The following is a 20,923-nucleotide window of genomic DNA, read 5'->3' on the forward strand; positions in this document are numbered from 1 at the left end:
GCCTTAGTGCAGGATTTTCGGCCTGTTATGCAAATTTGATCTTTCGAACAGAACGCGATTTTTCCCGTTTATCTTGCCCAATACCCGCGGATTTGCGTGATACCTTAGCGCCGTGGAAAAAGGCGTCCGCAGCGGCTGATTCCGTACAGCCAGCGTTATTTTTCTTGCGTCGTCTCCGCGCAGGCGGGGACCCATAGGGAGGCCAATGCGGAGACTCAGCATGGATCTCCGCGCTTGCGGGGACGACGCAAGGGTAAATCAGCCTGGTGGTCCGTCCAGACGAATTCAATGGATAAAGAGCCGCAGGGTGCGTCGTGCGCGCCATTGCGACTGACTGGCATAAGGCCGCAGCAGCGAATGGCGATGAATTGCAGGGAGTGCACATGAAAACCGGAATGATCGATGCAAACAGGATCCAGGCGATGATCTCGCAGCTGAAGGCTGCCGCGACGCGTCCCGAGCAAGGCATCGAAGCGCCGGTGCTCGGCGAGTCCGCCCCCAAGGTCGATTTCGCCGCTGCCCTGAAGTCATCGCTGGACCAGGTCAACAGCGCCCAGCAGAAATCGGAAGACATGGCCAAGCGCTTCGTGCTCGGTGACGACAGCGTCAGCCTGTCGGACGTCATGATCAATTCGCAGAAGGCGAGCATCGCATTCCAGGCAACGGTCCAGGTGCGCAACAAGCTCGTATCGGCCTACCACGACATCATGAACATGCAGGTCTGACGGACGCTGCAAGGAATACGTGCAGGTGACGTGCAGCGCAGGATAAATGTCCACCAAAAACGCTCGGCGCGTCCCACGAAACCCACGAAAAACTTCAAAAATTTTCGTGTTTTTTGTGGGGCGCGCCGAGCGTTTTCCGTGGACAAAAATAAGTACGTGATGGGCTCGATGCGGGGAATGCCATGCGCATCACGCGAATGCATCAGAACGGCCTATTAACCTTCACCCCATCCCCGTCGCTCTCGCATTCCTCTCTCGTTCCAGCTTGGTGATGTAGCGCTGCACCGCCGCCATAGTCGGGCGGGGCGGATCGACGAACATGCATCCCAGCTTGCGGATGCTCTTGCCGCTGGCCAGTGTGTATTCGTGCGAATTGCGCACCTGCAGATCGACCACGACCGGGCTTCCGCCGGGGAGGTCGATGCGGCACGCGTGGTACACGCGGCCGATGGTGTTATCCAGCAGCTTCTTTTCATCCACGACCGCAATGCCGCCGCCGCTGATGTCCTTGAGCGTCACGACAATGGTGGTGCCGCCGGTGCCCGTGTCATCTGGCGGGATGAGGATCGTGCAGCGCAGCGGATGGGCGACCGGCGTCGGCACGCGGTAATGTTCGCGCCGCTGAAGCCGAACGAGGGTAGCAGGAATCTTGATGTACAGCGCGGGAAGGTTCTCGTACAGGCACTCCCCAACCTTGTCCGTGAAAAACAGGATGCGGATGTTATCCAGTACCGTCTCGAACGAAACGTTGTCGCTCTCCAGCAAGCGCTGGTTGAGCAGATTGGTCGGCGCGCGGTCGATCACGACCAGTCCGCCGGCCTCGTCCACGGCAAGCACCGAGGTGACGACCGCGTCCGCGCCGCCGTCGACCTGCATGCTCACGAGCTGGTTGCGCTCCTGCATGGCGCGCAGCAAGGCGATGATCTCGCGGCGGGAATGCACCTGGTACGGGCTGACATCCTCCGCTCCGAACTTCTTGTTGAAAGCCATTGATCCCTATTTCGTATGCGCAGTCTCTCCGGGAAGGGGAAGGTTCCCCTTGTCGCGATGATTGTTTTTGTTCGCGTCGATATGGTAAAGCCACGCGAGCAATTCTGCCACTACTCGATAAAGCGCAGGGGGAATATGGCGATCCAGGTCAACCTGCATCAGCAGGCCGACCAGTTCCTTCGACTCGTGCACGAACACGCCATGCTCGCGTGCGCGGGCGATGATTTCTTCCGCGATCAGCCCACGCCCCTTGGCCACTACCTTCGGCGCGAGGTCGCCGGTCTGATATGCCAGCGCGACCGCGTTCTGGGCAGGATTGGGGCCGTGCTTAGGCGGATTCATTGCGTTTCACCGAAAACGAATCCAGCGGCGCACCTGCCGCCTCCAGCGCGTCTGCCAGGCTTGCACTTTGCTGGCGCAGGGATGAAGCCGCTTCGTCGCTGGCCGTACTCACCTGCACATGCGCGCGCGAACCGACCAGCCGCACGGTCGCCGAAATCTCGCCAAGATGCGGCAGCTCGAAGCGCATTGTGCTGGTCCACGAAGGCTGTGGTCCGGCCTGCGAGCCGCCATCGTGCTTGTCCTCCTGGATCTCCCATTCCATCGGCTGCCCCGGCCACAGCTCGCCCTGCCAGCGCACTTGGTGCTGCTCCAGCGTATTGAGCTGTAGATTGATGATGCGCGACGCATCCCGGTCAATCGCCGGCAACTCCTCCGGCAGGCGCGAGAGGATATCGGCATCCGTCGCCGCCGCGCTGACCGGCTGGGGCTGTGCGTCGCGCACCAGCTCCAGCAGCGCCTGTGCACTGCTTCCGGGTTCGCGCAGGGCTGCGGCGAGTTTTGTCAGGTCGATATTGAGCGGGCCGGCATCGGGCGCGCGCTGTACCGCTGGCGCAGAAGAGCGCTCGAAACGGGCTTGCGGTTCAGCCGCCATCTCCGCTTGCGTGCGGCTGCCGCTGATCCACTCATGCAGATGCGATTCGTAAAACAGGCCGCTGGCATCGACGGCATGAAAGAGACTGATGGCGACGGCCTTCGGATCGGCCGCCTCCGTTGGCGTTGTAATGATCGGCGTGCGACCGAGGAGGGCGGTTGGTGCGCCGTTCTGCTCCGCCGTCTGTAGCAGATGGTCCACCAGTCGCGCCGTCGTGCTAAGGGAAGCTGTCGTACTGCCTTGCTGCATCAGCAGGAAAGTCGGACGCGGCTCGCGCGCCACGAACACCATGTCCAGCGTATCGCCGACGCGGGTACCTGTCGGCAGAGCCATGCGTGCGGTGGTATCAGCTACCTTTACCAGAAAAGTGCCATCGTCGAACATGGCATCGACGGTGGCCTGCAGTTCCTTGCCGATGGAAATCTGGGTGAGCCTGCGAAAGATCTCCTGGCGCGAATCCGTCGCGGAGGTGACAGGCGTAGGGGCCTCCAGCGAGGCCGCGGGCCGGGTGGTAGTGAGGTCGGCCCGAGGAAGCATGGCCGCTACCCGGCCTGGTTCGCGCCGTAGGCCTTCGAGAGTTTGCGCTCGGTGCCCGCGCTTTTCAGGATCGCAGACAACTGGGCCATCCACGGCTCGGTGATGTCACGGATCTGGCGGTCGTCCTCAAGGATCTTCTTGATGATGCGCGTTTTCTTTTCACGCGCGGAAGGCGTCAGCGGCTGGCGAGGCTGATCATTCTGCTTGATGATCTCGACCTGGCTGGAACAACGCGACTCCAATGCAGCCAGTTGCTCCCAGTTCCCGGTACGCGCAGCCGCCAGCATCTGATCAGTGATGTCGGCAACGGTTTCGTACAAGGCGAGGATTTCTTGGTTGTCCATTTTATCAGGCTTTCACTAGGCGGGACGTCTGCGGGGCGAGGGCGTCGTAGGCTTGTGTTTTCGGCATGGATTGTGCCGGTTGTGTCTGTTGAGCCTGGACCTGAATGTCTGCCTTCGGGGCAATCGACTCCCATGCGTCTTTCAGGCCTTTCAGTAACTGGTACACCTCTTCCAGCACTTTCGGCTGGTTCTTCAGGTTGGCGGTCAGAAGTCGGTTGCTCATGTATTCATACAGAGCATCGAGGTTCAATGCGATCTCGCCACCGACCTTTTTGTCGAGGCTGGCGCGCAGGCCGTTGTCGATGATGGAGATTGCCTTTGAAATGGCTTCGCCTTTCTTCGCAATGTCGCCGGACTGCATGTGCTGAATGCTGGATGCCACCGCGACCATCGCGCCTTCGAACAGCATGACGATCAGCTTGTGGGGGCTCGCCGCAGCAACGCCGGTTTCGATTCCGACCCTGGCATAGGCGTTGGCACCGCCTAATGATGACCCGAACATCTTGGTTTCTCCTATTTCACTTTGACAAATCACTCGCGGGCATTCACGCAAGCGGGAGGGAAATCTTGGCCATATGGCGCAACTTGCTGTTGAATCGGACGGTTTCGAATTTTGAAGACCTGTGAAATTTCGCGCGACACTAGCCGACGCCGTGGAGTACTTCGCCTGCCAGACAGCACTTTATCCCAGTAGCGGAAATGTCAAACTAAACTTTAGAAGGTGATTCAGGTGCTTATTTCGCGGCGGATCATGCCTTCTGTCGAATAAGCAGTCCTTGCTGAACGCCATCGAGCGCCTTTGCGATTTCCAGTGCTTCCTCCGATGGAATCTGGCGCAGAACTTCCTTGGTCTTCTGATCGACGATCTTGATGATCGTCCGGTGGCTGTCCGAATCCATTGAAAACTCCACTCCCTGGGCCTGTTCTTGCAAGGTCTTGTTAATACTCTTGATGGCTTGGGCCACTTGCGCCATGCTCGGAATCGCTGCCGGCTGCTGAACGGCATTTGCCACTTGCACAGGAGCCGCCGGCTCTGCGGGAACATTGGCTACCGCTGGCGCTGCCCGGTCCGCGGGCGGCATGGGGGGCGGGTTGGCCTTGACAGGTTGGATATCCATGATGTGCTCCTCTATAGAAGAAGGAGGCCGGCGCAAGGCCGGTTTGTTATTAAAAAAACATTGTCCAGCATGGCCGGAAGCACAGGCCGATCTCAAATGCTTCTCTGCCATTAATCTTTTTAACGGCTGAAATGCGGAAAAATTTAGGCCCTCTGCGGGAAGCGGTCTTTCCGGAACCGTTCGGCATTCCGCGCGAGCGCCAGCCGCATTATTCGAAGGGATTGCGTTGTAAAGCATGTCTTTATTGCGGTTTTGCAGCGGTAAGAGCAACGCTATACTCGATTTAGGGAGAGGGGAAAGATATTCTTTGCCTAGAACGACGCGCATAGATATTTCTAAACCATGGCAATTAATAACCACGTAGTGATCGGCTTGATACCTGCGCGAGGCGGCTCCAAGGGGGTGCTGCGCAAGAACCTGAGAATGATCGGCGGGAAACCGTTGGTCGGTTTTACTATTCAAGCCGCATTGAGTTCCCGATATATTGACGCCACTTATTTATCGTCGGACGACGACGAAATCCTAGCGTATGGCGAAAACAATGGCGTAAAACCCATGCGCAGGCCGTCCGAACTGAGCAGTGATACGGCTTCGGCTGTCGGCGTGGTCAAGCATTTTCTCGATGCATTGCAACCGCATCTTGTCGGGCAGGACCCATATATCGTTTATCTGCAGCCCACGTCTCCGCTGCGTTCCGGCATTCACATTGATGCGGCTTTGCTGCAAATGATGATGCAGCAAGCTCACTCGCTCATGAGTGTGGTGGAGATGGCGAAGTCGCCATTCAAGTCGTTCTCCCTCGATGATCATGGGCGGTTAAAGTCTATTTTTGACGAGGCAATGTCGAATCAGCGCCGCCAGGATTTGCCGAAGGCGTATATGCCGAATGGCGCGATTTATGTATTTCGTTCCTCGGAGTTCCTAAGCAAGGGAGGATTCCCTTCGAACGGAAGTGTTCCGTTCATGATGAGCCAGGATGAGAGTATCGACATTGACACGGAAGAAGATGTCAGACACATAGAATACATTCTGAAAGAGAGAAATGGCTGAATTCCAGATTTCCGATCGCTGGATCGGTGACGATCGCCCGCCAGTTGTGATTGCCGAGATCGGCATCAACCATGAAGGCTCAGTAGAAACGGCAATTGCGATGGCCGATGCTGCTATCAATGCCGGAGCCGAAATCATCAAGCACCAGACGCATATCGTCGAAGACGAGATGTCCGACGAAGCGAATGCCGTCATTCCTGGAAACGCCACGGTTTCGATTTACGAAATCATGAAGCGCTGCGCGCTCTCGGAGCAGCACGAGAAGCTTCTGATGGACCATGTTCATCGGCGCGGTGCGATTTTCATCAGCACGCCATTTTCACGCGCAGCGGTCGATCGTTTGGTCAAGTTCGACGTCCCGGCCTTCAAGATCGGTTCTGGCGAGTGCAATAACTACCCGCTCGTCAAGTATATTGCCCGCTTCGGCAAACCTGTCATCATCAGCACCGGGATGAATTCCGTAGAGACGGTAAGGCCGACCGTGGAAATTCTTCGCAAGGCCCGTCTTCCGTTCGCGCTGCTTCACTGCACCAATGTCTATCCGACGCCTCCGGAACTGGTTCGGCTCGGAGCAATGCACCGGCTAAAGGAGGCATTTCCGGATGCCGTAATTGGATTATCTGATCATACTACCTCTAACTACTGCTGCTTGGGAGCGGTTGCTCTTGGCGCCTCGATACTGGAGCGTCACTTCACGGACAGCAGGGATCGGCCTGGCCCCGATATCGTATGCTCCATGGATGGAAAGGCCTTGGCCGAGTTGATAGAGGGCTCCAGAATCATTTTTTCCGCGCGTGGCGGAGAGAAGGGGCCGGTCGAGGCGGAAGGTCCGACGATTGCGTTTGCGTTTGCGTCTGTTGTGGCCATCGAAGACATCGAGCTAGGCCAAACGCTATGTGAGAAGAATATCTGGGTCAAGCGCCCTGGCGGCGGGGATTTCTCGGTAACTGATTATGAGACCTTGCTCGGAAAGGTCGCGATAGCGCCAATTCATCGCGGAACCCAGATAAAAAGAAGCGATGTCGACCTGAGGTGATCATGCAAAAAAAAAAGCGCAAGATCGTGTTTCTGACCGGAACACGCGCAGACTTTGGCAAGCTGAAATCACTGATGAGCAGGTTGCAGAACGATGACGATTTTGAAGTCCATGTTTTTGTCACCGGCATGCATATGCTGTCGAAGTACGGCTATACATGCGAGGAAGTGGAAAAAACGGGTTTCCGGAACATTTACAAGTACGTCAACCAGAATGCCAGCGACAGTATGGACCATGTCCTGGCGAAGACAATTGTCGGACTATCTGACTATGTGAAGGAAATTTCTCCTGACATGCTGGTAGTGCACGGTGATCGCGTCGAAACGCTCGCCGGCGCGTCAGTGGGGGCGTTAAGCAATATCCTTGTGGGGCATATCGAAGGCGGCGAGGTTTCCGGTACAGTCGATGAATTGATTCGCCATGCGGTCACCAAGTTGTCGAATATCCATTTCGTCGCAAATGAACGGGCGAAAGTGCGTCTCACTCAGTTAGGGGAGAGAGAAGATGCAATTCACGTGATAGGCTCTCCCGACATTGACATCATGAGCTCCAACACGCTACCGACGATCGGACAGGTGAGAAAACACTACGAGTTCAATTTTGGCAATTACGGAATTTTAATCTTCCATCCGGTTACCTCGGAAGTGGATGATCTGCAGCGACAGATCAGGATCGTCGTGGACCAGGTAATCGCGTCGGGCCAGAATTACATCGTAATCTATCCGAACAACGACTCCGGCACGGATATCATTCTGCGAGAGTACGTCCGCATGCACAATCTCCCGCGGATCAGAATCTATCCCTCGATGCGCTTCGAATACTTTCTCACCCTGTTGAAGCATGCGGATTTTATTTTGGGTAATTCGAGCGCTGGGGTGCGGGAGGCTCCTCACTTTGGCGTGCCGACTATTAATGTCGGCTCGCGGCAGTACAACCGGGTGAAATGCGATTCAGTGATTGATGTGGCCGTTGATCCAGAAGCGATCGCGCGGGCGATCGAACAGAGCTGGTCCACACCGAGACGCGCACGTACCCTGTTTGGGAACGGCGATAGCGCCGAGTCCTTTCATGCCATTGTCAGCAACCAGCTTTTTTGGGAGCGCGAGACACAGAAGTATTTTGTGGATCGAGTCATGTCATGAGGATAATTGCGCGTCTCGATGTCAAGAATGAATTTGTCATCAAGGGCATTCACCTGGAGGGTCTGCGCAAGGTCGGCAATCCCAATCAGTTGGCCAAGGCGTACTATGACGCAGGAATTGATGAAATAGTATTTGTCGATTGTGTGGCCAGCCTGTACGACCGAAACAACTTGTTTTCGGTAATTCGCAATGCTTCGAAAGAAGTGTTCGTGCCAATTACCATCGGTGGTGGCCTGCGCAGCATTGCCGATGTTGAAGAAGCGCTGGATGCCGGCGCCGACAAGGTGGCGATCAATACCGCTGCGGTTCGCGATCCGCGGTTAATCGAAGACGTGGCAAGGCGTTATGGAAGCCAATGCGTCGTCGCGTCTGTGCAGGCCAAGCGCACGGTGAACGGATGGGAGGCCTACATGGAAACCGGGAGAGAGAAGACCGGCCTGTCCGTGCTCGACTGGGTTGTGCGCCTGCAAAATCTTGGAGCGGGCGAACTTCTGGTGACTTCAGTCGATCAGGAGGGAACCAGATCGGGTTTCGATATTCCCCTTGCGCGAGCAGTGAATGAAGCAGTCACGATTCCTGTGATCGTGAGCGGCGGATATGGTCAGCAAAAACACTTGAACGACCTGCTATGCGAAACCGAGCCGAGCGGCTTGTGCTTTGCTTCAGTTCTTCACTACAAGACTGCCACGGTCAGCGATTTGCGGCGGTTCGTCGACGAGGCAAGTGCGAAATGTCAGAAATGAAGAACATTGTCGTACTCGATTATGGTCTTGGCAACGTGCGTAGCGTCAGCAACGCACTAAGCGCTGTCGGAGCCAATCCGCAGGTGTCCCGCAATGAAACGAATATCTTGCAGGCGGACGGCCTGCTAATTCCTGGCGTCGGGGCATTTCCCCATGCGATGGAAAGATTGGTGGAGGCAGGTCTCGGTGAACAGATTCGCAGGTTTATTGACAGCGGGAGGCCCGTCCTCGGCATCTGTCTCGGCATGCAGCTATTGTTCGAGCAAGGTACCGAGTTTGCCTTGACTAAAGGACTCGGCGTTATCGCAGGTACAGTGGATCGTATCCCGATCCGGCCGGATGAAGGTCGATTGCCGCATATTGCATGGTCCAGGGTACGCGCCACGAAACACGGAAGCGATAAGCTATTTGCCGGTTTATGCGAGGACGAATTGCGGTTCTATTTCGTTCATAGTTACGCCGCCATTGGGGTTCCGGTTGAACATGTGATGGGCACGGCAGAATACCTTGGGCAAGAGATAGTAGCCGTCGTGCAATGCGGTAATGTGTGGGGTACACAGTTTCATCCCGAGAAAAGCGGCCCGTCAGGGCTGCGATTATTAAAAAACTTTATCTCTTACTGTTAGGGCCTAGGGACATGAAGACCGAGAATGAGGGACAAGAACGTCTGCAGCAGGAGGCCAGCGCATTCGATCGACAAATAGAAGAGCGAATTGCAAACGGCCACATCCCAGACCTCAGACTGTCAAAGCCATGCGAATATTTTTATAACAACTCGTGGCGCCATCCGGCATACGTCAAGATCGATTTCTATGAGCAGTTTGAGGTGATCCGTGACGCTATTCTTGAAGGCCTGAACAGGAAACCGGATGAAATCCGCGTGCTGGAGGTTGGGTGTGGACCCGGTTATCTCAGCCTGGAGCTTTCCCGCGCCGGATTTCATGTTGTGGGCCTGGACATTTCGGAACGTTGTGTCGAGATCGCTTCGAAATTTGCGGATGAAGATCCGTGGATTGCACGACGCGGTTCTTTGGAGTACATGGCAGGAGACTTCCATTCCCTGCCAAAGCTGGAAAAAGAGTCGTTTGATGTCGTGGTGTTTCTCGGGGCGCTCCATCATTTCCAGGATCAGTCCGCCACTCTCAAGAAAGCAAAAGATCTCCTGAGGCAGCATGGACTGGTCATTGCCCATGAGCCGGCAAGAGACAGAGTCACGCCGGCGCATGCTGCATTCATGCATTTACTGAGCTCGATACTTTCTCTTAATAAAAATTTTTACAAACATCAGGAACTCGTGGTCGATCGAGGCCAGTTGCTGCATGAGGTGGGTAGGATATACAACCTCCTGAGATATGAAAGTGAAGACGGAGAGAAGACGCAATCGATCAACGACAATGAAGCAGGTTTCGCTGAAATGTACCCGGAACTAAGCGGTGCATTCCAGCAGATTCGCTTTGAGTGGAGATATTCTTTTTTTCATGAGTTTATTGGCGGACTTCGGTTTGACGAAGAAACGAATGTGCGCGTGGCCCGGTTTTTGAAAGAAATGGATCGCATTCTGGTAGAGACTGAAGCCTTGCCGGCAACGGAATTCCTTTTTGTTGGGCGAAAGGTGATGGAAGTATGAGTACCGCCTATTTTGGTCTTCCCGAGACCGTCATTTTTTGCAAGCACTGTGTCATTTCCAATCAGCGCCCGAACTCGACTGTCGAGTTCAAGCATACGCCGAGTGAAAAGAAAGCGACGATCGGCTTCGACGAGGAAGGCGTATGCGACGCATGCCGATACCACGAAGTGAAAGAGAAGCAAATCGATTGGGAGAAGCGTGAGCGGGCCCTGATTGAACTGCTGGATAAACATCGCCGCAACGACGGCGGCTATGACATCGTTGTGCCAGGCAGTGGCGGAAAGGACAGTGCCTACACTGCGCATGTCCTGAAGTACAAGTACGGGATGAACCCGCTCACCGTCACATGGGCACCGCATAAATACACTGAAATCGGATGGAAGAATTTCGAAAACTGGATGCACGTTGGAGGGCTCGACAATATCCTCTTCACGCCTAATGGGCGCTTGCATCGCTACCTGACCCGGCAGGCATTCCTGAATTTGCTGCATCCATTTCAGCCGTTCATTGTCGGCCAGCGCATTATTGGTCCGCTGATGGCAGCTAAGTTCGGTGTCAAGCTCGTCATGTACGGAGAGAATCAGGCTGAGTACGGTAATAACACCGACGAGAACTACACCCCGACAATGGACCGCAAGTTTTTTTCAGTCGGAAAGAGTACAGAGATGATCCTGGGCGGCAAGTCAATTAAAGACATTATCGCGGAAGGTCAATTTACGCTGAACGACTTTGCGCCTTACATCCCGCCGAGCGCCGATTATCTCGAAAGCAAGGGAGTCGAGGTGCATTATCTTGGCTATTACCTGAAATGGGATCCCCAGGAATGCTATTACTATGCAGTCGACAATACAGGATTCCAGTCTAATAGCGAACGGACTGAAGGGACATACTCCAAGTACAGCAGCATTGACGACAAGATCGACATGTTCCACTACTACACAACCCTAATCAAATTCGGTATTGGTCGCGCCACTTATGACGCAGCCCAGGAGATTCGCAACGGGAAGATCACCAGAGAAGAAGGGGTGCATCTCGTTCATAAATACGACCAGGAATTCCCGCAGAAGTATTTCAAGGAATTTCTTGATTACATTGATATCTCGGAGGAAGAATTCTTTTCGACAGTCGATAAATTTCGCTCGCCGCACTTATGGGAATGCAGGGATGGAAAGTGGAGTTTGAGGCACCAGGTAAGCTGATTCAAGGAATTGGCCTCTTTAATCCACGCGTGCCTTCAAGCGGGTTCAGCTGGCGCCGCCTCAGAGAAGTCCATCTGCCAGTGTTTCGTGTTTTTGGCGGCACTGCGGATGCTTCAGGTCGAGCCGGCTCTTTTCATGCCGCAATGCTGAAGCACGCTGCCCGATGCATTTTCAATGTTTCCGCTCTACTCGCGCCAACGTAATGCGCGAAACGGGGCGACCTGCCCGACGCCCATTTCCTTTGATTGCCAAACCGATGATCAATGGTGGCATGTGCTGTTGCGGAACAAACCGATGACCCAAGGGCATCGCTTAAAGAAAGCCGGGCTCTCACGGAAAAATCGAAAGGAAAGCTGATGAACTATTCCAAGAAAAATAACACAAGCAAAGCCGACCTTGTTTTTCATAAGGCTTTTGCCGCGCATAACGCCGGGAAGCTCATCGAGGCAGAGAGGCTGTATCGTGAGGCGATGAAAATAATGCCATCCGATATAGAGACACTGTATTTGCTGGGGACAGTTTGCAGCCAGCAAGGAAAATGGGACGACGCAGTCAAATATCTGAAACGAGCCCTGGTCATCACGCCGGATCATCCGGAAGCATTGAATAATCTGGGGCAGACTCTGAGCGAAATCGGGCAATTGAGCGAGTCCCAGGCATGTTTCGAGAAGGCCTTGGAAGTTCGGCCAGATTACGCGGATGCACACAGCAATATTGGCGGCGTGTTGAAACAACTGGGCCAGTTGGACTCGGCTGAAACCCACTTGAGAAGGGCGCTGCAATTGAATCCCGGCCTGGCAAACGCGCATTACTATCTTGGGCTGGTGTTATCGGAGAAGGACCGTTTTGCAGAGGCGGCCGAATGTTTCTTGCGAGGCCTTCAATTAAAGCCTGATAACGAATTCGCTTATTGCGACCTTGGCATCATCTACAAGATCTGGGGGCGGCACGAGGACGCGCGAACCTGCCTTGAGCGAGCGTTATCGCTGAAAGCAGACTATGCCAGCGCATTGAACAATCTGGGAGCGGTTCTCGAAGAGATGGGGTTGCTGGGTGATGCGCTCGCAAGATATGAGCAAGCGATAAGGTTGAATCCGGAAGATGTCACTCCCCAGTGGAATCTGGCATTCTTGTTCCTCCGGCAGGGCATATTGAATCGAGGCTGGGAAGCGCATGAACGGCGATTCGAAATGGGAATGGCGACCAGGCGATTCCCATTTTTCCCCGAGTGGGACGGATCCTCGCTGGAGGATAAAACGATTCTGATTTATGCCGAGCAAGGGTTGGGTGACGAGATTCTCTTCGCTTCATGTTTCCCGGACATCATTGCAAAGGCCAGGCATTGCGTGATTGAGTGTGCGCCGCGTCTGGCAACATTGTTTGCTCGCTCCTTTCCTGCGGCGACCGTACGTGGTTCGGCTCGGGACCACGTCGGTTGGCTTGCGACAGTGCCGAATATTGACGTACAGATAGCCGCGGGTAGTCTTCCACGATTTATCCGGCCGACTGTGGAAAGTTTTCCGAAGGCGCCTCAATATCTGAACCCGGATCCGCAGCGGGTCGAATACTGGCGCGCTCGACTGTCTGCCTTGGGGCCGGAACTGAAGATCGGCATATGCTGGCGCAGCGGTCTTTTAAAGGGTGAGCGTCTCAAGCAATACAGCAAACTTACCCAGTGGGACCCTATCTTCCGGGTGCCTGGGGTGCGCTTCATTAATCTTCAATATGATGAATGTTCGGCAGAACTGCGTGAGGCCGAGGAGAAGTTTGGGGTAACTATTACCAATTTCCCGGATATCGACCTGCGCAACGCGATCGATGATTCGGCCGCACTTACCGCAGCCATGGACCTGGTCATTACTGCCGGTACTGCGGTTGCCGAGATCGCCGGTGCGCTAGGCGTGGTCGTATATCGCCTCGACTTTTACGGGAAAGCATTCGAGTCTCTAGGTACCGACAGGATGCCTTGGCATCCGACAATGAAACTGATTGGACAGACATCGCTTGGCGACTGGGATACCGCACTTGCACTGGCTGCGGACGCTCTCGAAAGCAAGGTGAAGGGTAACGAGGATAAGGCCCAATATGTACCCTTGACCGACGGTGCAGAGATTGCTGTAAGCGGTCCACTGGACGAACTTGCCACCTATGTGTTGAAGGAATCGCAAGCCTGGTTTGATCGTGAGTATGAATTCGTGCTGAGCATTGCGCAGCCTGGCATGCGTGTCGTCGATGTCGGCGCCGGCGTGGGCGCATATGCAATTCCAATAACGCGTCGAATTCCCGGCGGTTTCCTTTGGGCGAGAACGACTACATCTGCTGCGACTAATCTGCTCATGAAGTCACGCCTGCGCAATCGCCTTGAGAACAGCATGAACGTTGCGATAGTCGCGCAGAACTTCTCGCTCGACGTCGAAATGGATTTGCATGGTCTCGATGACATTGCATTTGTACGAGTGGCCGCGGAAGTATGCAAGCGGGATTTGTTTGCCAGCAGCACACGGTTTTTCTCGGTAAATTCACCGTTGCTCATGTTTGGAATCAAGGCTGGGGCGGATTTTGATTTCACGGTGACTGAATGGCTCAATATGCATGGCTTTGGGATCTATCGACTTGTCCCGGGCCTTAATCTGCTGGTGCCGTGTGATTCGTTGGAGGAACTGGATGCTTATTCCCTGAACCTGTTTGCCTGTAAGCCGGATAGAGCTGCAATGCTGGAGCAGCAAGGGGTTCTGGTTCGTCAATGTCCTGCGATGGGTAATTTGCCAGGCATCGAGCCCCGATATTGGGAAGCGCATATCAGGGACTTGCCCTATGCGGTTGACACGGTTGCCGGCTGGAGTAACGCGCAGGCAAAGGACAAGCACTGGGAGATCTATTGGATTGCATTGAATTTATATGCCATGACAAAAATGGCGGATCGGTCCACAGCCGAGCGGCTGGCCTGTCTCCAGTCTGCTGCCGACATCATGACCGATTTATTGAAGGAAAGTGCTAATTTGCCGCGGTTGCTGACGTTCTGCAGGATACTGACGGATCTTGGCAGACGTGAAGCAGCGGTACGCCTGCTGAACAAGGTTTGCGAACTGTTGAACTCAGGGATGGACCGTAGGTGCGACGAGCCTTTCCTCGCACTCACGGACGCCTTTGCGCAGATTAATCCGTGCAACCGGATGAACGAATGGGTCGTGGCGATGATCCTCGCGCAGCGCGAACATTTACGCGCATTCTCGACGTTCTTTACTGGACAGGAATCTCTCCCGGTGTTCGAGGAAATCGAGGCCTTGGGATTCCTGGATGCGCAGAGTGAGCGCGGCATGGCGCTGATAAAGGCACGATTTTCCATGACATGAATGGGCGGCGCACATCGAAATGAACGTAAGCAAAATAGGGCGCAACGATCCTTGTCCATGCGGAAGCAAGAAGAAATACAAGCAGTGTTGCCTGCAGAAGGAACTGACCAGCACGGCTACAGGCCCTGTGGCAGGTTTGTCGGTACCGGCTGCGGTCCAATCGATCGTCAGCCATCTTCAGGCGGGGCGGCTTTCGGAAGCAGAGAGCATTTGCACCCAGGTTCTGCAGGTCGACGCACGCAATGGCGATGCGCTTCACTACCTGGGGTTGATCGCGCATGAACGCGGAGACTGTAGTGCGGCCGTCGAATTGATCGAGAGCGCGATCGCCGCAAGTCCTGAGGACCCCTTTGCGTACTGCAACCTGGGGAATGCGCTGCTGGCGCTTGGCCGGCTGGAAGAGGCGCTTTGCCGCTACGCGAGAGCGATCGAACTCAAGCCGGATTTCGTCGCAGCCCAGTACAACTGCGGCAGTGCATTGCTTGATCTGAAACGGCATGCGCAGGCGCTCGAGAGCTTCGACCGGGCGTTGCGTATCACGCCGGACTTCCCCGAGGCGCTCGGCAATCGCGGAAACGCATTGCGGGAGCTTGGGCGCCATGCGGAAGCATTGGACAGTTACGATCGTGCGATCAAGCTCAAGCCGGCGGACGAAATTGTACTGAACAATCGAGGGCTTTCGCTGCACGGGCTGCGCCGCTTCGAGGGGGCCGCCGCATGCTTTCGCAAAGCGCTGCAAATTCGCTCAACCTATGCTCCCGCGCACAACAATCTGGGCAATGCATTGTGCGAGTTGAGGCAATTCGATGCGGCGGTGGAAAGTTATCGCACAGCGCTCGCAATTCAGCCAGATTACACAGAGGCACTCTACAATCTCGGCATCGTGATGCAACACCTGAAACGGATCGACGATGCGGTCGCATGTTATCACGCCGCACTTGAGATCGCGCCGAATAGCGTCAATGCCTGGAATAACCTTGGTGCAGCGCTCCAGTGTCTCAGGCGTTACGATGAGGCGGCGGCGTGCTATCAACGGATACTCGATATCGATCCTGCGCATCGGTATGCATTTGGCATGCGCGCAAACTGCGCATTGAATGCCTGTGACTGGGACGCATTGGACCACTATGCGCCACAGCTGCGTGAGCGGCTTTACACTGGCAGTGATGTGCTGATGCCGTTCCATTTCCTTGGTTTGTCAAATTCGCCTGCTGACCAGCTGGCATGCGCAAAAAAGTATCTGCGCGATTGTCTTCCCGATCTGCCTTTGCCGCTCTGGAACGGGGAACGCTATTCTCACGAACGGATCAAAGTCGCCTATCTTTCCGCCGACTTCCATGAGCATGCTACGTCCTACTTGATGGCCGAGCTTTTTGAACTGCACGACTCGACGCGCTTTGAAACCATCGGCATATCTTTCGGCCCCGACGACCAGTCGCCGATCCGGGCCCGGATCGCGGCAGCGTTCGATCGATTTTTCGATGTGCGGACGACAAGCGACGCAGAGGTGGCCAGACTGTTGCGTGAGCTGGAAGTAGATATCGCAGTCGACTTGAAGGGATATACGCAGGATGCGCGGTTTGGCATTCTTGCGCATCGGCCGGCGCCGATTCAGGTCAGCTACCTCGGCTATCCCGGTACGATGGGAGCGGGATTCATAGACTACATCATCGCGGACAAGACGGTGCTGCCGCTCGATCAGCAACCCTATTTCACGGAGAAAATCGTCCATCTTCCCGATTGCTATCAGGTCAACGACACAAAAAGGGCGGCTGCACAGATCAAGCTGACGCGTGGCGAGTTCGGGTTGCCGGACGAAGGCTTTGTTTTTTGTTGCTTCAACAATAATTACAAGATCACGCCGGATGTCTTTGCAATCTGGATGCGATTGCTGCGAGACGTTGAAGGAAGTGTATTGTGGCTATTGCATGACAACGATCTGGCAGCAAGCAATCTGCGCAAAGAAGCTCGCGCGCACGGAGTTGATCCTGCACGTGTTGTGTTTGCGCAGCGGGCGAAACCAGATGCGCATCTGGCGCGTCATCGGCTGGCAGACCTGTTTGTCGATACCCTGCCGGTCAACGCGCATACAACAGCAAGCGACGCTTTGTGGATGGGATTACCGGTGGTGACCTGCCTTGGCTCTGCTTTCGCCGGGCGGGTGGCAAGCAGCCTGGTCGCGGCTGCAGGCCTGGGTGAATTGGTGGCGGAAAACCTTGAGCAATACGAAACAATCGCGTTAACCCTGGCAAGCAATCCGGTGCAGCTTCAGGAATTGCGTACGAAACTGGACCGCCACGTGCATGAATGCGCGCTCTTCGACACGAACCGGAGCCGGCAGCATCTGGAAACGGCTTACCGTGCGATGTGGGAAGAGTGGCAGGAGGCGATCTGACTGTTGACTGAGTGGGGCGTGAGTGTGCGCAAGCCGCGAGATCTAGGCGCACACAAAAGCGGACAAACTGATGCTAACGGTCCGTCACGCCCCAATTTACGGTTTCCGCCAGACACTCGCCGCCGATCGCCGTGGCAAAAGCGGCAAATCGAGAGGTGTGAAGGACCACTAGGCTTGTTCGTATGCCTGCTTCAGTTTTTTGCCTGTGCTGATGCTTTTGAGGGATTTCTGCATCTCGGCCATCCAGGCTTGAGTCAGCCGGCGCGTTTCGTTATCGGCGTCGAGAATGCTGCGAATCAGTTCGGCCTTTCTTGCCGCATGCTTTCCATCCCATGCGGACTGGTCTCCCTGTCGCAGATCTTTTTCAACTCCAGCCCGCGACTGCTCGAGTTGAACCAGCCTGTCCCATTCGCCTTTTCGAGCGGCGTCCAGCATGTTTTGGGAAATACGCTGCATCTCTTCGTAACGGCCGAGCCATGCGGCCCTGGTAATGGTCATTGGGAACTCAATTTAGACAGACTAGCCAATTGCTGCGTCAGGAAGCTACTCGTCGTAGTCATTTGACCGACCAGTTGATCGAGCGCGGTGAACTGCGCACGGTAATGCTTCTCGGTCGCGGTCAGACGGACGTTCAGTTCATCGGCCTGCTTTTGAAGGTCGGCGATGCTCTTGTTCGCGCTGTCGGTGCTGCTGGCGATCGGCCCTGTGCTCGACAGGAAACTGTCTAGCAGCTGACTCAGGTTGTAGCCGTAGCCGCGCGAATAATTCAAGGTTCCGCGCGAGCCGGCGGAGCCACCAAGGATCTGGACGTTCAGGTCACCGGCGGAATTACTGCTTGCGCTGCCGGCGGTCTCGGTCGGGGCGGCTCCAAAAATATTGGTGCTGGCGCTGCCGCCGGAAATATGCACGGTGGAACCGGTGCCGCTGCCGTTCGACGTGATCGTGAACACGTCGCCGCTTTGCGTGACCGATACTGATTTGCCCGCTGTAGAGAAGGTATCCTTGGTGTTGATGGCGGACTGTATCTGCGATGCGAGAGCGCTTGCTGAATATGTCCCCGCAGCCAGGGTCACCGTGGCGGTGACCCCGTCCACGGAAAGCGTCAACTGGTCGTTGACGCCGGTTGAAATCGTCGTCACCGTGCTGTTGGTCTGTGTAGCACCGAGCAGATTGCTCACGCCATTGCCGCTGACGCCACCGACTGCGGACGCGGCGCCGAACGTGTTCGATGTGATGCTGATGATGCCGCCGCTCTGACCCACCGTGACTTGTCCCGATTGTCCTGCGGTTGTTAATGCATTGTTGATCTGCGTTTGAACTTCCGCCGCCAGTGTGTCGGAGGTGTAGCTTCCAGCAGTGAGAGTAGCCGTGATCGGCGCCGCGCCGTCGACAGCCAGCGTAATCGTATCGTTCACGCCGGCGGTGATCGTCAAGCCCGCGGCGGCCGAACCGATCCGTTGGGCCTGCGTGCCTTTGTCCGATCCTGCCACCTTGCCCTGCAGGCCCGTCGTGCCGATGAGACTCTGGCCAGAGCCCCTGGCCGCAATGCCGTTGATGGTGCCCGCGACATCGAGACCGGCTGTTGCGGTCGGAGCCGATCCAAACAGGTTCGTGATGCCATTGCCGCCGCTGACGCTGACTGCGGAGGAGGAGCCGTATTTGCTTGACGTGATGGTCAGGACATCGCCGCTCTGTTTGACGCTGACGCTGGCGCCGGAGAGCGAAAACGCTGGCGTGCCGTTAACCGCCGCCTGGATTTGCGCGGCCAGCGTGTCGGAAGTATAGGTGCCCGCGGCCAGCGTCACGGTTGCCGTGACCCCATTCAACGTCATCGTCAATTGATCGTTGACGCCGGTCTTGATGATGGCGACAGTCGAATTGGTGGGCGCGCCGCCAAGCAGGTCTGTTGCTCCGTTACCGGTGACGGAGCCGATGCTCGATGCCGAACCAAAACTGTTCGAAGTGAGACTAATCGTTCCACTGCTTTCCGTGACCGTCACCCGGCTGCTCTGGCCTGCGGTTGTCAGCGCATTGTTGATCTGTGTCTGGACTTCGGCTGCGAGCGTCGCGGCCGTATAGGAGCCGGCCGTCAGTGTGGCCGTAATTGGGGCGCCACCATCGACCGGCAGCGTGATCGTATCGTTGACACCTGCCGTGATCGTGGTATTGGCGGCAACGGATCCCGTCTGGCGGGCTTGCGTCGCCTTGTTCGAGCCCGCGACGTTGCCTTGCGTCGCTAGGCTTGTGACCGAGACGGCATAGCTGCCAGGCTGGGAATTGCTGCCCGAGCTCACGTAGCTCACCAGACTGTCAGTCGTTTTGCCATAAGCCGAGAACAACTGCGCGAAGTCGCCGAAATTGCTGGACAGCGCGCTTTGCAGCTTGGCGTTGTCGACCGTCAGCGAGCCGTCCTTCTGGTATGCAACGCCGATCTGCGACAGGTTGGTGATGGTGTTGTTGCCAAGGCCGGAAAGTGCGGCACCCAACGTGGAACGCAGGCGCGTCTGGATCGCCTGCGTCGCGCTGTCGCCCAGCAGAAGGCCACCTGTCTTGGTCGTGGCGTCGTAGCTCGTCAATTTGTCGAGCGTGGAATTGAGATCGTTGTAAGCACCGACAAAGCCGATTACGGCCGTTGTTACCGCGGACGTGTTGTTCGACAGTGCCAGATTGGCGCTGGAGTTGGCCTTGGCGAGATTCAGCGTGACGCCGGAAATCGCGTCGGTCACGGTGTTGGACGCGCTCGTGATCGAGATCCCGTTCACTGTCAGCGAAGCGTTCTGTGCCGCGGTTGCCTGGGTGAGGTTTTGCGTACCGGTGGGGTCGTAGCCCAGCAGGTTCGTGATCGACGCATCGCCCCCGCTAGAAGTGATCTTCATGCTCTTGGACAGCCCGGTATTGCTGGATGCAAGCACGAGGTGATAGGGCGATGTGGCGTTGCCGTCATTTACGATCGAGGCAGTCACGCCGATGTGCGCGGCATTGATGGCGTCGCGGATGCCCTGGAGCGAGTTGTTCGTGCTGTCGATCACCACGGTGCCGGTGGCTTGCGTCGCGTCCTGGCTAAAGCTGGCGCCGGCGTAGACGCCGTTCGTCAGGGTTCCGCCGCTGATCGTGCCGAACTGGAACGTGAGCGTGGTCGAGGTGCCGGTGCCGATGGAAGACGTCGTGCTGGATTGTGCGGCGGAGGATAGCGACTGCGCCTGCGCCAGCGTGCCTACCGAGACTGAATAATTGCCTGCAACCGCCGAACTGCTGGCACTGGCCGTGAACACGGAACTGTCGGAAGAGATCGCGTTCAAGGTCTGGAACGTCGACGGTGACGCCAGTGATGTCACGGCATTCTGGAAGGACGACAAGGCGCCTTTGAGGGTGCCGTATGCCGAGAGCTTGGCCTGATAGCTCGCTTCCTTCTTCTGCAGCACGGTCAACGGCTGGCTGTCGACCGACATCAGCTTGGCGACGATGCCGTTGACGTCGAGATTGGAACCTATGCCAGGGGATGAAATGGTTGCCATGCAACTCTCCTTGGATTCGCGGCGCACTTTTGCCGATACTACGCCATCATATCTCCGGGATGGCAGCGCGCAAGGGCAAAAAAGGGCGAAATTCGCCCGGTTGTTCCGCGGTTGGCCGGCACGCGATGCAGCGCGGTCGCCGGTGTGTCGGAGGTGTATTCGACCGACGGCCGTACCGCAGGGACGCCGACGTCATGTCGAACTTCTTCCGGTCC

At 56.0% G+C, this 20,923-nt stretch carries 18 protein-coding genes; 10 read left to right on the top strand and 8 right to left on the bottom strand.

The genetic code is table 11. The features are described from left to right. Window positions 1–383 precede the first annotated feature (383 nt). The gene (gene fliE, locus VJ698_RS23775; RefSeq protein ID WP_324105301.1) at window positions 384–725 is read left to right on the top strand and encodes a flagellar hook-basal body complex protein FliE; all 342 of its coding nucleotides are present in this window, start codon (window positions 384–386) and stop codon (window positions 723–725) included. Window positions 726–947: 222 nt separating this feature from the next. On the opposite strand, the gene VJ698_RS23780 is transcribed toward fliE, so the two are convergent. The 6 genes from VJ698_RS23780 to VJ698_RS23805 form a co-directional block, all read right to left on the bottom strand. Further along, window positions 948–1,715 (bottom strand): flagellar brake protein, encoded by a 768-nt coding sequence (locus VJ698_RS23780; RefSeq protein ID WP_324105302.1) that lies wholly within the window; start codon window positions 1,713–1,715, stop codon window positions 948–950. 6 nt (window positions 1,716–1,721) lie between these two features. Beyond that, window positions 1,722–2,057, bottom strand: a complete 336-nt coding sequence (locus VJ698_RS23785; RefSeq protein ID WP_324105303.1) for an EscU/YscU/HrcU family type III secretion system export apparatus switch protein — start codon at window positions 2,055–2,057, stop codon at window positions 1,722–1,724. After that, window positions 2,044–3,186: a flagellar hook-length control protein FliK gene (locus tag VJ698_RS23790; RefSeq protein ID WP_324105304.1), complete on the bottom strand. Its 1,143-nt coding sequence runs from the start codon at window positions 3,184–3,186 to the stop codon at window positions 2,044–2,046. Before VJ698_RS23790 ends, VJ698_RS23785 begins: the two co-directional genes overlap by 14 nt. A gap of 5 nt (window positions 3,187–3,191) precedes the next feature. After that, window positions 3,192–3,530 (bottom strand): flagellar protein FliT, encoded by a 339-nt coding sequence (locus tag VJ698_RS23795; protein WP_324105305.1) that lies wholly within the window; start codon window positions 3,528–3,530, stop codon window positions 3,192–3,194. 4 nt (window positions 3,531–3,534) lie between these two features. Beyond that, window positions 3,535–4,032, bottom strand: coding sequence for a flagellar export chaperone FliS (gene fliS, locus VJ698_RS23800; RefSeq protein ID WP_324105306.1), 498 nt, complete (start codon window positions 4,030–4,032; stop codon window positions 3,535–3,537). Between the two features lie 247 nt (window positions 4,033–4,279). After that, the gene (locus tag VJ698_RS23805; protein ID WP_324105307.1) at window positions 4,280–4,648 is read right to left on the bottom strand and encodes a flagellar protein FlaG; all 369 of its coding nucleotides are present in this window, start codon (window positions 4,646–4,648) and stop codon (window positions 4,280–4,282) included. A gap of 342 nt (window positions 4,649–4,990) precedes the next feature. On the opposite strand from VJ698_RS23805, the gene VJ698_RS23810 reads away from it, so the two are divergent. The 9 genes from VJ698_RS23810 to VJ698_RS23850 all read left to right on the top strand — a co-directional run bounded on the left by VJ698_RS23810 (window position 4,991) and on the right by VJ698_RS23850 (window position 17,193). After that, a complete protein-coding gene (locus tag VJ698_RS23810) occupies window positions 4,991–5,698 on the top strand; it encodes an acylneuraminate cytidylyltransferase family protein (protein ID WP_324105308.1) in 708 nt (235 codons plus the stop codon). Beyond that, window positions 5,691–6,734, top strand: coding sequence for an N-acetylneuraminate synthase family protein (locus VJ698_RS23815; RefSeq protein WP_324105309.1), 1,044 nt, complete (start codon window positions 5,691–5,693; stop codon window positions 6,732–6,734). The genes VJ698_RS23810 and VJ698_RS23815 overlap by 8 nt, the downstream gene beginning before the upstream one ends. Window positions 6,735–6,736: 2 nt before the next feature. Continuing rightward, on the top strand, window positions 6,737–7,876 hold the full coding sequence (gene neuC, locus VJ698_RS23820) for a UDP-N-acetylglucosamine 2-epimerase (protein WP_324105310.1): 1,140 nt from the start codon (window positions 6,737–6,739) through the stop codon (window positions 7,874–7,876). Beyond that, on the top strand, window positions 7,873–8,619 hold the full coding sequence (locus VJ698_RS23825) for an imidazole glycerol phosphate synthase cyclase subunit (protein ID WP_324105311.1): 747 nt from the start codon (window positions 7,873–7,875) through the stop codon (window positions 8,617–8,619). The genes neuC and VJ698_RS23825 overlap by 4 nt, the downstream gene beginning before the upstream one ends. Next, window positions 8,607–9,245, top strand: a complete 639-nt coding sequence (gene hisH, locus VJ698_RS23830; protein WP_324105312.1) for an imidazole glycerol phosphate synthase subunit HisH — start codon at window positions 8,607–8,609, stop codon at window positions 9,243–9,245. Before VJ698_RS23825 ends, hisH begins: the two co-directional genes overlap by 13 nt. Before the next feature lie 11 nt (window positions 9,246–9,256). Then, window positions 9,257–10,246: a class I SAM-dependent methyltransferase gene (locus tag VJ698_RS23835; protein WP_324105313.1), complete on the top strand. Its 990-nt coding sequence runs from the start codon at window positions 9,257–9,259 to the stop codon at window positions 10,244–10,246. After that, window positions 10,243–11,445, top strand: a complete 1,203-nt coding sequence (locus VJ698_RS23840; protein WP_324105314.1) for an N-acetyl sugar amidotransferase — start codon at window positions 10,243–10,245, stop codon at window positions 11,443–11,445. Before VJ698_RS23835 ends, VJ698_RS23840 begins: the two co-directional genes overlap by 4 nt. A 356-nt stretch (window positions 11,446–11,801) precedes the next feature. Further along, on the top strand, window positions 11,802–14,798 hold the full coding sequence (locus tag VJ698_RS23845) for a tetratricopeptide repeat protein (protein WP_324105315.1): 2,997 nt from the start codon (window positions 11,802–11,804) through the stop codon (window positions 14,796–14,798). 19 nt (window positions 14,799–14,817) lie between these two features. After that, complete coding sequence (locus tag VJ698_RS23850; RefSeq protein ID WP_324105316.1) at window positions 14,818–17,193, top strand: tetratricopeptide repeat protein; 2,376 nt, start codon at window positions 14,818–14,820, stop codon at window positions 17,191–17,193. 168 nt (window positions 17,194–17,361) lie between these two features. On the opposite strand, the gene VJ698_RS23855 is transcribed toward VJ698_RS23850, so the two are convergent. After that, window positions 17,362–17,691, bottom strand: coding sequence for a flagellar protein FliT (locus VJ698_RS23855; protein WP_324105317.1), 330 nt, complete (start codon window positions 17,689–17,691; stop codon window positions 17,362–17,364). Further along, window positions 17,688–20,708 carry a flagellar filament capping protein FliD gene (gene fliD, locus VJ698_RS23860; protein ID WP_324105318.1) on the bottom strand — a complete coding sequence of 1,007 codons (3,021 nt, stop codon included), beginning with the start codon at window positions 20,706–20,708 and terminating at the stop codon, window positions 17,688–17,690. The genes VJ698_RS23855 and fliD overlap by 4 nt, the downstream gene beginning before the upstream one ends. Window positions 20,709–20,923 lie beyond the last annotated feature (215 nt).

The sequence above is a fragment of the Noviherbaspirillum sp. genome (genome assembly GCF_035254685.1).
Taxonomy (GTDB): Bacteria; Pseudomonadota; Gammaproteobacteria; order Burkholderiales; family Burkholderiaceae_D; genus Noviherbaspirillum.

What these genes read in the sequence shown, in the direction of transcription:
- fliS (WP_324105306.1), bottom strand. Translation starts at nt 4,032, where the DNA reads ATGTTCGGGTCATCATTAGGCGGTGCCAACGCCTATGCCAGGGTCGGA.
- fliD (WP_324105318.1), bottom strand. Translation starts at nt 20,708, where the DNA reads ATGGCAACCATTTCATCCCCTGGCATAGGTTCCAATCTCGACGTCAAC.
- VJ698_RS23790 (WP_324105304.1), bottom strand. Translation starts at nt 3,186, where the DNA reads ATGCTTCCTCGGGCCGACCTCACTACCACCCGGCCCGCGGCCTCGCTG.
- VJ698_RS23805 (WP_324105307.1), bottom strand. Translation starts at nt 4,648, where the DNA reads ATGGATATCCAACCTGTCAAGGCCAACCCGCCCCCCATGCCGCCCGCG.
- neuC (WP_324105310.1), top strand. Translation starts at nt 6,737, where the DNA reads ATGCAAAAAAAAAAGCGCAAGATCGTGTTTCTGACCGGAACACGCGCA.
- VJ698_RS23855 (WP_324105317.1), bottom strand. Translation starts at nt 17,691, where the DNA reads ATGACCATTACCAGGGCCGCATGGCTCGGCCGTTACGAAGAGATGCAG.
- VJ698_RS23780 (WP_324105302.1), bottom strand. Translation starts at nt 1,715, where the DNA reads ATGGCTTTCAACAAGAAGTTCGGAGCGGAGGATGTCAGCCCGTACCAG.
- VJ698_RS23825 (WP_324105311.1), top strand. Translation starts at nt 7,873, where the DNA reads ATGAGGATAATTGCGCGTCTCGATGTCAAGAATGAATTTGTCATCAAG.
- hisH (WP_324105312.1), top strand. Translation starts at nt 8,607, where the DNA reads ATGTCAGAAATGAAGAACATTGTCGTACTCGATTATGGTCTTGGCAAC.
- VJ698_RS23815 (WP_324105309.1), top strand. Translation starts at nt 5,691, where the DNA reads ATGGCTGAATTCCAGATTTCCGATCGCTGGATCGGTGACGATCGCCCG.
- VJ698_RS23810 (WP_324105308.1), top strand. Translation starts at nt 4,991, where the DNA reads ATGGCAATTAATAACCACGTAGTGATCGGCTTGATACCTGCGCGAGGC.
- VJ698_RS23845 (WP_324105315.1), top strand. Translation starts at nt 11,802, where the DNA reads ATGAACTATTCCAAGAAAAATAACACAAGCAAAGCCGACCTTGTTTTT.
- fliE (WP_324105301.1), top strand. Translation starts at nt 384, where the DNA reads ATGAAAACCGGAATGATCGATGCAAACAGGATCCAGGCGATGATCTCG.
- VJ698_RS23835 (WP_324105313.1), top strand. Translation starts at nt 9,257, where the DNA reads ATGAAGACCGAGAATGAGGGACAAGAACGTCTGCAGCAGGAGGCCAGC.
- VJ698_RS23850 (WP_324105316.1), top strand. Translation starts at nt 14,818, where the DNA reads ATGAACGTAAGCAAAATAGGGCGCAACGATCCTTGTCCATGCGGAAGC.
- VJ698_RS23785 (WP_324105303.1), bottom strand. Translation starts at nt 2,057, where the DNA reads ATGAATCCGCCTAAGCACGGCCCCAATCCTGCCCAGAACGCGGTCGCG.
- VJ698_RS23840 (WP_324105314.1), top strand. Translation starts at nt 10,243, where the DNA reads ATGAGTACCGCCTATTTTGGTCTTCCCGAGACCGTCATTTTTTGCAAG.
- VJ698_RS23795 (WP_324105305.1), bottom strand. Translation starts at nt 3,530, where the DNA reads ATGGACAACCAAGAAATCCTCGCCTTGTACGAAACCGTTGCCGACATC.